Here is a 12,215-nt window from a genome sequence, read left to right on the forward strand (position 1 = left end):
AAGCACAAGGCAAACCCCCGGAGGTCTTTTCCTCGCGGGGCAATACGTGTTGGGGCCTCCCCTCACCTCGGCGTTCCAGACAAAATGGCTAGGCACATCAACCGTTTCATCACAACAAGGTTGTTGGCCAAGCAGATGCGATGGAGTATCACGTTTATCTTTAGCCAAAGAGAGATCGCGTGCCGCCTCATCATCGAACCCGAATGGCACCAGAGGCACGTCGGAACCTGATCCTTGATGTGACAGCCCAACTTGTCACCTCAGAGGGGGTAAGCGCTGTTTCGATGGAGCGTGTAGGTCGGGAAGCAAAAGTCTCCAAGGCGCTGGTCTATAATTACTTCCCGAGCCGTCATCACTTGCTGCAAGCGCTATTGATGCGGGAAAATCGAGCCTACCAAGTCCAACAAATCAAGGCCGCTGAAACGGCGACCGACCTTGAAACCATGGTGCGCGTCACAACGCGGGCTTATCTGGATCAGATCTCGGCCAAAGGTGTTTTAATAGAACGTCTAATGGCCGAGCCCGCCATTGCCAAAGCCACGAGCGAGATTGAGCTTGAGGGACGACAACAAACGATTGATTATCTTTTGAGCCGGGTAAATGGGGATCATTCCTTAAGCGAACCTTTGGCCCGCATGATGGTTGAAGTCTGTCTCGGCATCACCGGCGCGGCTGGAGCCTATCTTGACCGAACAGGATGTAGCATTGACCTATTGGAGGATATGGTCTCCGATATGATCTTGGCCAGTTTGCGCATCACGCAAGAGCGCCATCGTCTGTGGCGACAAAGTTCAGAATCGACTTAAGCGCGTCTCATATAGGATTCAATTCGAGGTACAGCATGATGGAATTGGCCGGACCCGTTTGGGCATTTGCCAAACATTTGACGACAGGGCTGGGCTTTTTGACCATCTTTGTCTTCATTTATATTCAGGTTACGCCCCATAAAGAAGTTGCCCTGATCCGGGCTGGTAATGGAGCGGCGGCACTGGGGCTTTTGGGTGCCGTCGTTGGATTTTCGATTGCCCTATCGCGTGCCATTGAAGTTTCAACGGCACTCTATGAAGCGGCCATTTGGGCCGCCATCGCGCTGGCGGCTCAGATCGGGGCACAATTCATTGCCCAAGTCATGTTCCCCAAGCTCTATACCGCTATTGAAGAAAACAATTGGGCGGCAGCTATTGTTAAAGCGGGCACAGCGATTGCGATCGGCATGGTCAATGCTGCTTGCATGACGCCTTAAGGACACGGAAATGACCAAAGCCACGACCCGCGATTGGTCCTCAACCATCGTCATCCTGTCGCTTCTGACGGTAGGGTCCGTCATGACGGTCAGTTCTTGCCAGCCCGATCGTCGCGGCATGGACACGGCGGGGGAAGCCCAAAAGCGCAACCTGTATCAAAGCAAAGAAGCGTGCGTTGCCGATTATTCCGAAGAGGCGTGCGAAGCCTATCAATCGGGTGATGGCTCTGGTTCAGGTGGTGTCTTCTTTTTTCGTGGCCCCCCCTATCCGGCTTCTTGGCGCCATGCCGGTTACGCCTTTGACCCTGCGCGAACTGGACCCGGCCGCGCGGCTCTTGCCTCTCCCGATGGAGTCGTCGCCCACCCCACGCAGACGATGCGAGGCGGCTTTGGGGCAACCGGGCGCAGCTATGCCAGTAGGGGCGGTTGATGCGGCGCGAGGTCACCGCACCAAGACCAAATATCAAGGCCCGCATGCAGGACATTGGCCTGTGGCCTCGCGACGACAATCCCTATTATGACGAGACGGTCGCCTATGTGTTTTCCGAAAGTCAGATCGAGACCCTGTACGAGGCGAGCCTTGCACTGGAGCACATGATCGGCGAGGCGGTCGATCATGTCATTGCCAAGAAGCGTTTTGATGAGCTGGGCATTCCTCAGGCTCTCGCCACTTATGCGGCAGCCTGTCGGCGCAAGGGCCACCCCAGCGTTTATGGTCGGATGGACCTGGCTTACGATGGTATCCACCCCCCCAAATTGTTGGAATATAATGCCGATACGCCAACCGCATTATTTGAAGCGGCCGTGCTGCAATGGGAATGGTTGAAGGAGCGCTTTCCTGACTGTGACCAGTTTAACTCGATTCATGAGGCCCTGATTGCTGCCTGGGCCAAATTGAAAAACCAATCGGGGCTGAGCCGACTGACGCTGGCCGGCATGTTGGAAGAAGATGATGACCGTATGACCATCGCCTATATGGAGGATGTCGCCCATCAAGCGGGTTGGCGGACGATCCCGACGCCGATTTCTGAATTGGGCTTTGATGGTCGTGGCTTTGTCGATGCAGAAGGCGTCTATGTCCAAGCCTTGTTCAAACTTTATCCTTGGGATTGGATGGCGCAGGAGGCCTTCTTTGATCGCGTGGTGGAACTTGATCTGGCCGTGATGGAAAGCGCTTGGCGGGTGATCGCGTCGAGCAAAGGCTTATTGCCAATTTTGTGGGAGTTGTTTCCAGGCCATCCCAATCTTTTGCCAGCAGGCTTTAACAATGATCCTGCCCTGGGGCCGCGTGTGTCTAAGCCCGTTTTGGGTCGGGAAGGTTCTGATATTCAGTTCATAGATGTGCCGGGCCTGCCCCCTGCCCCCGAAGGCCCCTACGCCAGCCAAAAGCGTATCTATCAGGCCTATCAGCCCCTGCCCTGCTTTGATGGCTGGTATCCCATTATCGGGTCGTGGATTATCGATGGGGAAGCATGCGGGGTGGGTGTGCGGGAAGATCAAGACAAAGTCACTGGTCTTGGCGCAAAGTTTCGCCCGCATCGAATGGAGGGGTGAGTAGAACTTGGGATTATTCTGTCCCAGTTTCTGCGGCTTCATTTTGCTTTACTAAATATTCACAAGAAAAAGACTTAGTAATTTGAGGAATGTGCATTGGTTGAATTTATCTTTCGGCTGATGTTGTGAGTATGAACTTTTCGAAAAGACAAAGGCTTGACTGATACGTTTCGTCCTCTAGCGCGAAAAGCAACTGGGCCTACGGCTTTGTTGATCCCCAATTTTTGGTCTCGTTTGTTTTTGGACGGCGCCGTCCTGCTCTTCTTTTTGATTCATTTACAGGTCTTTGTCAGCCTTCCGATAAAATTTAATGGCGGTCCCTTGCCTGGGCTTGGAATTGTCTGGGCTGTCGGCTCCATGATCGGGTTGGGCTTGGCGGTGACACGACCGCTTCGAACCGCAGCTGTTGGGATTCTTGTCTTTCCTTTCGTGGCGCTGTGCCTGTGGGCATATCTCTCCAGTTCTTGGAGCGCAGATCCTTTGGAGACGCTGCGTGCTTCCACTTTCATGACTTGCAGTCTGATCGGCGCCTGTGCCATTGCCGCGCATTTGACCTGGGAAGAGATTTTGGCACGCCTAACTTTGGCCCTCGGTAGCTTGATGGTCCTATCGGTCGGGCTTGCGATAGCGGTGCCATCGATCGGTCAAATGACAGATATTCTTCAAGGCGCGTGGTCTGGCGTTTGGGGAGAAAAGCAAGCCATGGGCATGTATGCCGCCCTGCTCATCCTTGCGTCCTTAAGTTTGGCGCTTTCCAATCAGAAATATTGGCCCTGCTTATTCTTGGTGCCGTTGTCCTTCGTGGCGATTATCGGCACAACCGGAAAAACAGCGATCTTGATGAGTTTTATGGGCCTTGCTGTCTTCGTGACAGGCTGGCTTGTTCAACGGGATTTGCGGGTCGCGATTGCGACGCTTTGGACTTCAATCTTACTTGGCAGCGCAACTCTGTATGGTCTCACACGGGGCAAGGAAGCTGTCTTTCGCTTGCTTGGCTGCAAGCCGGACTTCACGGGACGGACGGAAGTGTGGCGCGAAGTCGAATATGTTGCGCGTAAAAAAACCAACAACTGGCTATGGCTTTCATGCTGTGTGGGAGGACCAGACCTCAATTGATGGTCCCTATCAGTGGATCGCTGATGGTACGGGCTTCTTCCCACAAAATGCCCACTCATCTTGGTGGGATGTCGTCCTTCAACTCGGAACGCCCGGCGCTGTGCTCTTGACGATCTGTATGGCGCTGGCGTGGATAGCAGCGCGGGTTCGGATCCGACATGGCGGACCGGGTGCCCTATTTGCGATCAGCGCTCTTGCCACCCTCACCTTAATCTCCTTCACCGAGAGCATTCTGATCTCCAGTATGGACATGCCGTGGATGCTTGTGATGCTGATTGCGGCCAAGTCGTTGCAAGAGTTCTTCTTGCCAGCGCGCCTAGCAAGCCCGAGACCTTATCCACAACGAGACTATCGTGGCAGGCGACCTTCGCGCTAAGACTTAGACCGCGATTTTCTCTTCCTTGCGGGCCGTCAGATAATACATCACCGGTGTGGCAATCCGTGATAGGAAGGTTGAGCTGACCAGGCCGCCAATGATGGCAATCGCCATGGGTGAATAAAGGCCAGACTGCTCCAGCGCCAAGGGCAGAAGCCCCCCGATGGCCGTGACGCTGGTCAATAGGACCGGCAAGAAGCGCACTTCCCCGGCTCGCTCAATGGCTTCCATCAAGCCAACGCCCTCGCGGCGCAATTGCTCGGTAAAGTCGACTAAGAGGATAGAGTTTTTGATCTCAATCCCGATCAAGGCGATGATGCCGATGGTGGCGGTAAAGCTCAATGAATTGCCCGTCAGGCCCAAGGCTGCCACGGCTCCAAAAATCCCAAGCGGGATGATGCCTGCAACCACAATGGCGGTCTTAAACTTACCAAACTCCAGCACCAGAACGGCTAGAATGCCAAATAGGGCGATCATGAAGGCAGCCCCCAGCCCAGAGAAGCTCTCCGATTGTGCGGCGGCTTGACCACCCAATTCGATACGGACGCCGGGGGGAAGTTTGATTTCTTCATTGATCCGCTTCAGGAGGTCAGCGGTGACACTTGCTGTTAAGAAGCCATCAGCGGTCTGGCCAGTCAGGGTGACGACACGTTCGCGATCAACGCGGGTGATGGAGGCTGGCGTTGCCACAAGTTTGGGGCCGGCAAAGGAAGCCAAGGGGGCAGAGCCACCGGCATTGGTTGGCACATAGATGCGGTCCAAATCGGCCAAGACATTGCGCCCTGCGGTCGGCAAGCGCACGACAACGGGGAAGTCTTCACCCCGATTATCTCGGAAGGTGCCGGCCGTTTCCCCAGCCAAAGCCAGTCTTGCGACCCGCTTCTCAAGGCCAGCAGGGATACCCAAAAGCGCGGCTTCTTGCCCGTCTATACCTAAGTCGACATCCAAACGGTCGAGGCGCAGCGGATTGACCACGTCGCGGACGCCGGGCGTCGACTCCATTAAAAGCATGACTGTGCGCGAGAGTTGTTGCAACTGGTCGATATCTTCACCAAACACCCGCACCGCAATTGGCGCTTCCACGGGGGGGCCATTGACGAACACCTCTACGGTAAAGCGCGCACCTGGATAACCGGTCAAATCCTTGCGGAGCTTTTCAATCCATTGCTCGCTCTTCTTGCCTTTCCAATGCTCCTTTTGAACGAAGATTTCGGCATAATTGGTTGCGGTTTCGCGCTGGAAGATGTTGTAGAAAATCTGGGGATTGCCGCGCCCCAGGTTGGACATATACCAATCGATTTCGCCAGCTTTTTTGCGGGCTTCTAGGCGGCTCTCGGCAAAATTCATCGCCTTTTGGGTGATGGCAAGAGAGGTCCCTTCCGGTGTTTCAACCCGCACCAGGAATTGGGGAATCCCGGCAGGTGGAAACAGGCTCTGTCCGATCACGCCAATAATGGGCACGAACGTAAAGCAAATCGCGAAGATGATCGCCAGTGCCCGCCAAGGCTTAGCCAATGCCTGATGCAGGATAGGCGTATAGAATTGGTGGATGCCTGTATTGATCCGCTGCAACAGGGGATTGCCTTCTGGATCCTCATGCTTGTTCAGCAAGCGGCTGGCCAAAAAGGGTATGACCGTCAATGACACAAAGAGCGAGGCTGCAATTGTCAAAAGAACGGTGACTGGCAAAGATTTGATGAACTGACCAGACCCTTCAGGTAAAAATAGAAGCGGCAGGAAAGCCAACATCAAAGTGGCGGTGCAGCCTAACACCGCAACTGCGATTTGCCCCGTCCCATTGATGGCTGCGGCAACCCGATCTTCGCCCTCGCGAATACGGCGTGCGATATTCTCGGTCACCACGATGGAATCGTCCACCAAGAGCCCCAAGGACAACACAAAGCCTGCGATCGACAATTGGTTTAAGGTGAAGCCAGCTGTCTGCAACCAGAACACCCCGATCAATAGGGACATCGGGATAGACATCATCACCACAAAGCCGGCCCGAATGCCCAAAGGCAACAGGGTGATCAAGACGAGGCCCAAAGCAATGCCAAAGTCGCGGTAAAGTTTACCCAAGCGATGATTGACATTGACCGATTGGTCAAAGGCGCGTTCCAATTTAATGCCCGCAGGCAGCCGCTTTTCGAAGGCGTCCAACCGGCTATCCAGGCCATCGCGAACACGTTGCACATCGACATTGTCGCGTTGCTTGACCGTGACAAACATCGCCCGCTTGCCATTGAGGAAAGTTAAATGGCTGGCTTCAGCGGTGTTCCAACTGACATCGGCCACATCGCGGACTCGCACGACACGATTGGCACTGGCAAAAATCGGCACGTCCTTGATTTGCTCAAGGCTCTTATAGGCACCCTTTGTCTTGACATTGAACCGACGTTCGCCTGCATGAATGGCCCCAATCGGGGTGTCGACACCCGCATTGCGCAGCGCATCAGCAACTTGGGTGGGCGATAACTGCATGGCAGCAAGCCTACCCGCATCGATCGAGACACGTGCCTCTGATCGCGGCGCACCCCAATATTCGGCTTTGCGGACACCGGGCGATCGATCCAGCTCTTCGCGCAAATCATCGGCAATTCGCTCCATATCCTTCCATGGAACGAGGTCGGAGACCAAGGCGACTTGCAAGATATTGGTTTCAGTCGTTCGCGCTCGCCGGGTCTCTAATCGAACGATACCGCTGGGAAGTGTGTTGCGGATGGCGTTCACTTCCCGGATCACTTCGTCATATTTGCGCTCTGGATTGGTGCTCCACTCAAATTCGGCAATGATGGTGGCAACACCGTCCGCCGCAAAGCTGCGCACTTCTTTCACATCGTCCAAGCCATCGACCACATCTTCGATTGGCTTAACCAGAAGCTCTTCCACATCTTTCGCATCAGCACCGGGCAGAACCACATTGGTGATAACGATGGGAATGGGAAAGTGAGGGTCTTCCGAACGTGGAATGGACTGGAAGGCGTTGAGGCCGAGAAGCGCTAGGAGGGCAAAGGCCAGCAGGGTGAATTGCCACCGTTCGACGGCAAAGCGCGCTGGATTGAACTTGGAGGCGATCACGACTTTGCCTCAACGACCGAGACTTGCGCTTTATCGCTGACATAAGCCCCGCCGGAAGTCACAATGCCAACGCCCGCCGGAATGCCTCGAACCAAGGCTTGATTGCCTTCCAAACGAATGAAATCGACGCTGACAAGACGCACGGTCTTTTGGTCTCCATTGAGAATATAGAGGCTCGCCTTGCCATTGGTGACGCCAATTAAGGATTCGGTTGGAACCAGAACTTCATTGCTGGCAGGCAAAGGCGTTGCACTTGTCTTGGCCTTAATGCGGGCTTCAGCAAAGAAACCGGTTTTCACCTCGCCCCCACCTTCAACAGCAATATCGATATCAAACGCCCCCGTGCGGGGATCGGCACGCTCTGCGACGCGGGTGACAACGCCTTTGAGGGTCTTGCTTAAAGCTGACACATAGACATCTGCTGAATCGCCAACCTGAATACGGGCGACATCCTTATCCGAAACTGGGGTGCGTAAGATCAAAGGTGAGTCTTCGTCCGCAACGGTCAAAATCGGTTGGCCGGGTGCGGTAATCTCGCCAGGCTCTGCAACGCGGGTTAGAACAATGCCGCGAACTGGGGCAATCAATCTGGCCCAGCGGCGGTCAAAGGCAGCAGCAGAAACACCTGCTTCGGCGGCACGCGCCCGACCTGAGGCCGCTTGAACACCCGCTTGTGCAGCCCCAGCACTGGCTTGGGCTTGGGTGATGCCGGCATTGGCTGCGACGGCACCTTGGCGGGCAGCACTTAAGCCAGCTTCTGCCGAGCGAACGGTGGCTTCTGCCACGTCAAGACGTGTCTTGCGGGCGTCCAAGCGTGCTTCGGAAACAAAGCCCTTTTGAACCAAAGTGGCGTCACGATCATAATCGCGCCGCGCATTGGCAAGGTCAGCCTGTGCCTGTGCCAAGGCCGCCGCAGCACGACTGGTATTGGCTTCGGCTTGCGCCTGGCCTGCCCGCGCAGAAGCGATGGAAGAAGTTGCGGCACGGGCTTGTTCGACGGCTTGGCCAATGCCAGCAGTGGCTTGCATCGCTTGGGCTTGCGCCTGGATAATTTGGGCCTCCACTTGCGTGGGGTCGATACTGGCAACCACGACGCCTCTTTCAACCAATTGGCCTTCTCGGTAATTGACTTCGCGCAAAACCCCGCCAATGCGGAAAGACAAATCGATTTCTTTTTCCCGCCGGAAGGAGCCTGTGGCAACGATCTCAGTTTGAGCATTGACGCTTTGTGCGCGCTTGATTTCAACCAAAACTGGATCTGCTGCTTTTGATTTATCCGCCCCATTGCCACAAGCAGATAGAATCATTGCCACGCCTGCCAAGAGACTGAGGCGTAGTTTAAGGGAATGACCTCCCCGTTGGGAGAGGTCGTACTTCAGTTTTTTTTGTTTGGTCATTTTTTGCCGTACTGGGGAGGAGAATTTCAGTTGGACTAGTAACCTATCAGTGATAGGATGGCGTAAATCTCGAAGAGGTCAAGAGGGAAAGTGACAATCTACAGAAAAAAATCTGCTCAGCTGCCTACAAGCGCCCCGGCGGATGCACCGCGCGCTGCGGTGCACCGGCTAAAGGGGGCAGATCGGCGTGAGGATATTCTCAATCATGCCTCGCGACTGTTTCTGACCTATGGCATTGCTGGGACCTCGACGCGCATGATCGCGAATGCCGTTGGCATTTCCCAACCCAGTCTCTACGCCCATTTCGCGACCAAGGAAGCTTTGGCCAATGCATTGTCGGCACGGGCCTTCTCAAGCTTGGAAAGCTTAATTGGTAGAATTCGCTCGGCCGATATTCCCGCCCCGGCCCGCTTTGAAGCCATGATACGCGGCTATATTGGTTTTGCCCTCGATCAAGGGGCGGCCTATCGCATCGCCTTCATGTTGGAAGGCCCGATGCACGAAGTGGAAGCCTTCAACCCAGATATTCTGCCCGGGATGCAAGCATTTGCAAGTTTCAGAGATGAAGTCGCACTCTTGCAGCTAGAAGGTCATCTCCGCGAGGGCTCGACCGATCACTTAGCACAGAGCCTTTGGGCAAGCATGCATGGTCTCTGTGCCCTTTTATTGGCACGGCCTGATTTTCCATGGGGCGATGTTGAGGCCATGATTGACTTCCATGTCGAAATCATTTTGGCAGCCTATCAGAACAAGGCGTAGGGGCTCGGCGCCGCGGCATGCGCTTGAGGAGTGAGAGATGACACCAATTCCCCACAGCGACCGTCGGGCTTTCATGGGCTTTGCGCTAACCAGTGCGCTCGCATTTCCCGTTCTGTCTGCCTGCGCCGCACCGGCGGTTCAGGCAGCAGCCCGTCAAGCCCCGACCGCCGAATTGGCAGCCCTGGAGGCCTCATCGCAAGGCAGGCTTGGTGTGGCTCTTCTTGATACTGCGACCAGCGAACTTGTTGGCCATCGACAGGATGAGCGCTTTGCCCTGTGTTCGACCTTCAAATTGCCGCTGGCTGCAGAAGTCTTGCGCGATGTCGATGCCGGCACACGCAAGCTTGATCAATTTATCCCCTATTCAGCGGCCGATATGGTCGCCCATGCCCCCGTGACAGGAGCCAATCTAAGTGCTGGCGGTATGACGATTGGTGACTTGGCCAAAGCCGCGCAAATCACCAGCGATAACCCCGCTGCCAATCTCATGATGGCTGAATTGGGTGGGCCTGAGGGCATGACACAGCGCTTTCGGGCCGCGGGCGACGCGGTTACGCGCTTGGACCGCTACGAGCCGATGATGAACCATGTAACTGCCGGTGACCCCCGTGACACCACCTCACCTGCGGCGATGGTGCGGCTCATCGCCCGCTATTTGACAACAGATTATCTGTCTCAAGCCTCGAAGGATTTATTGGTTGGCTGGATGATTGAAACCCAGACAGGCCTCAAGCGTATTCGGGCTGGTCTGCCAGCAGCGTGGAAGGCGGGAGACAAGACGGGAACCGCGATGCGTGAAGGGATGACCGACAAATATAATGATGTCGCGATCGTGTGGCCGCCTGGTCGCGCTCCCATCCTGATTGCTGCTTATTTCAATACCCTCATCGGCTATGGCGAAACCCGCGATGAATTTCAGGCCGTGCTCGCAGAAGTTGGTCGCATCGCCGCGCGCTGGGCACTCGCATAAAGCCATGAAGCCCGCCTATCCTATCCTCTACAGCTTTCGCCGTTGCCCCTATGCTATGCGGGCGCGGCTGGCGTTGGCGGTTTCAGGCCTGCGCTATGAGGTCCGCGAAGTCTCTCTAAAGGCAAAGCCGCCACAGATGTTGGCTATTTCTCCCAAAGGCACCGTTCCTGTCCTGCTTTTGCCGGACGGGCAGGTTCTCGAGGAAAGCCGTGATATCATGCTATATGCCCTCACCCTTCAGGATCCAGAGCACTGGCTAGAAGGTTGGGGGCCAGAGCAAATGGCGCTCGTAGATCGCAATGATGGGCCGTTTAAGACTTTCTTGGATCAGTATAAGTACCCCCAGCGCCATCAAATACCCATGGAAAGGGCACGCGCGCAGGGCTTAGAAATTCTAATGGACTTGGAAGCGCGCCTTGCCAATTCTGCATTTTTGGTCCGAAAGTCTGCCAGTTTGGTCGATATCTGCCTATTTCCTTTTGTGCGCCAGTTTGCAGCTGTTGATCCAGTTTGGTTTCAGCAAGTCCCTTTAGAACGGCTTCGAAATTGGCTTGCCTTCTTGAGTGATGGAGCCCTATTCGCCCGCATCATGACGAAGTTTCCGGTTTGGGAAGCGGGTCAGCCACCCATTTTCAATGACGACCCTGTCACCTAATCGCCTATGGATTGAGCAAAACTAAACAGCGACTGCGCAATCCAACTTCATTCAACACGCGAAATCACCAAAACTCACAAAATTTTGAGCATACCTGCTTTTGCCCTCCCGATCGCGTGATAGCGCTATCTGGACATTGAATTTCCGATGCGACGTGGGGCAAGGCATTAGATGAATATGGGGGACTTAGCGGTTCAAATTCCCTTGGTCTTGGCGTTGATGGCGGCAGGACTCACGGCTGGGTTTGCCGCTGGCCTATTTGGCATTGGTGGCGGCTTTGTGGTCGTACCCGCTTTGATCGCGGTCTATCATTGTTTTGGCGTGGACCCGAGTGTGATTACCCATGTTGCTGTGGGGACGAGCCTTGCAACCATTATCGTCACTTCGTTGCGCTCTGTCCAAGCCCATGCCGCCAAAGGTGTGGTCGACTTTGAAATTCTCAAGAGCTGGGCGCCTTGGATCGTGTTAGGTGTTGCGGGTGGTTTGGTTCTGGCGGGCTCGGTCAAAGGCCAAGTGCTCGTTCTGGTCTTTGCCACTGGCGTTTTCATCATGGGCTTGCATTTTGTCTTTCCGATTCTTGAGCGCAAAGACCCGATCGCCCGCGACATGCCGACAGGTCCCTTACGGGCGGGCTTGGCCACCTTCCTTGGCGGCTTCTCCGCCCTCTTGGGGATTGGAGGCGGCACCATCGCCATTCTGGTGATGACCTCTTACGGTCGTTCCATCCATCGCGCCGTGGCAACTGCCGCTGGGCTTGGCGCGATTATCGCAATCCCCGGTGCCATCGGCTTTGCTATAATTGGTTGGGGGCATGCGTCTCTGCCCATGGGCTCCATTGGCTATATCAATATTCTGGGAGCTGTGGCCATTGCAGCTATGTCTTACTTCACCGCGCCCTTAGGCGTGCGTGCCGCCCATGCGCTCAATGCTGTCATGCTTAAGCGCGCTTTTGGAATTTATCTTCTGGTCACATCAGCCATGATGCTCCATGAAGGGCTTAGTTAAGTCTCACCACGACAAGCAAGGTGTTCCCCGTCAGCACCTATGGCACAGAAATGGGGTTGTGA

At 55.1% G+C, this 12,215-nt stretch carries 12 protein-coding genes; 10 read left to right on the forward strand and 2 right to left on the reverse strand.

Annotation, left to right across the window (positions count from 1 at the left end; all coding sequences use genetic code 11):
* Positions 1-179: 179 nt before the first annotated feature.
* The 6 genes from B7364_RS08890 (at position 180) to B7364_RS08915 (ending at position 4,289) form a co-directional block, all read left to right on the forward strand.
* Entirely contained in the window at positions 180-806 is a 627-nt protein-coding gene (locus B7364_RS08890) for a TetR/AcrR family transcriptional regulator (RefSeq protein WP_157893618.1), read from the forward strand.
* A 35-nt stretch (positions 807-841) separates the two neighbouring features.
* Positions 842-1,243 (forward strand): DUF350 domain-containing protein, encoded by a 402-nt coding sequence (locus B7364_RS08895; protein WP_085339643.1) that lies wholly within the window; start codon positions 842-844, stop codon positions 1,241-1,243.
* A gap of 10 nt (positions 1,244-1,253) precedes the next feature.
* On the forward strand, positions 1,254-1,673 hold the full coding sequence (locus tag B7364_RS08900; RefSeq protein WP_085339644.1) for a hypothetical protein: 420 nt from the start codon (positions 1,254-1,256) through the stop codon (positions 1,671-1,673).
* Positions 1,673-2,797 (forward strand): glutathionylspermidine synthase family protein, encoded by a 1,125-nt coding sequence (locus B7364_RS08905; protein WP_085339645.1) that lies wholly within the window; start codon positions 1,673-1,675, stop codon positions 2,795-2,797. The genes B7364_RS08900 and B7364_RS08905 overlap by 1 nt, the downstream gene beginning before the upstream one ends.
* A 507-nt stretch (positions 2,798-3,304) precedes the next feature.
* Entirely contained in the window at positions 3,305-3,913 is a 609-nt protein-coding gene (locus B7364_RS08910) for a hypothetical protein (protein WP_157893619.1), read from the forward strand.
* Complete coding sequence (locus B7364_RS08915) at positions 3,888-4,289, forward strand: hypothetical protein (RefSeq protein ID WP_085339647.1); 402 nt, start codon at positions 3,888-3,890, stop codon at positions 4,287-4,289. Before B7364_RS08910 ends, B7364_RS08915 begins: the two co-directional genes overlap by 26 nt.
* 3 nt (positions 4,290-4,292) lie before the next feature.
* Here B7364_RS08915 and B7364_RS08920 read toward each other — a convergent pair whose 3' ends face one another.
* The gene (locus tag B7364_RS08920; RefSeq protein WP_232780858.1) at positions 4,293-7,367 is read right to left on the reverse strand and encodes an efflux RND transporter permease subunit; all 3,075 of its coding nucleotides are present in this window, start codon (positions 7,365-7,367) and stop codon (positions 4,293-4,295) included.
* The gene (locus B7364_RS08925; RefSeq protein ID WP_198534142.1) at positions 7,364-8,674 is read right to left on the reverse strand and encodes an efflux RND transporter periplasmic adaptor subunit; all 1,311 of its coding nucleotides are present in this window, start codon (positions 8,672-8,674) and stop codon (positions 7,364-7,366) included. The genes B7364_RS08920 and B7364_RS08925 overlap by 4 nt, the downstream gene beginning before the upstream one ends.
* Before the next feature lie 180 nt (positions 8,675-8,854).
* Here B7364_RS08925 and B7364_RS18255 point away from each other — a divergent pair, with 180 nt between their 5' ends.
* The 4 genes from B7364_RS18255 to B7364_RS08945 all read left to right on the forward strand — a co-directional run bounded on the left by B7364_RS18255 (position 8,855) and on the right by B7364_RS08945 (position 12,153).
* Positions 8,855-9,523, forward strand: a complete 669-nt coding sequence (locus B7364_RS18255) for a TetR/AcrR family transcriptional regulator (RefSeq protein WP_085339649.1) — start codon at positions 8,855-8,857, stop codon at positions 9,521-9,523.
* A 37-nt stretch (positions 9,524-9,560) separates the two neighbouring features.
* Positions 9,561-10,493 carry a class A beta-lactamase gene (gene bla, locus B7364_RS08935; protein ID WP_085339650.1) on the forward strand — a complete coding sequence of 311 codons (933 nt, stop codon included), beginning with the start codon at positions 9,561-9,563 and terminating at the stop codon, positions 10,491-10,493.
* Between the two features lie 4 nt (positions 10,494-10,497).
* The gene (locus B7364_RS08940; protein ID WP_085339651.1) at positions 10,498-11,148 is read left to right on the forward strand and encodes a glutathione S-transferase; all 651 of its coding nucleotides are present in this window, start codon (positions 10,498-10,500) and stop codon (positions 11,146-11,148) included.
* Between the two features lie 171 nt (positions 11,149-11,319).
* Complete coding sequence (locus B7364_RS08945; RefSeq protein ID WP_106407597.1) at positions 11,320-12,153, forward strand: sulfite exporter TauE/SafE family protein; 834 nt, start codon at positions 11,320-11,322, stop codon at positions 12,151-12,153.
* Positions 12,154-12,215: the final 62 nt, after the last annotated feature.

The organism is Aquidulcibacter paucihalophilus, from assembly GCF_002105465.1.
Classification (GTDB): domain Bacteria; phylum Pseudomonadota; class Alphaproteobacteria; order Caulobacterales; family Aquidulcibacteraceae; genus Aquidulcibacter; species Aquidulcibacter paucihalophilus.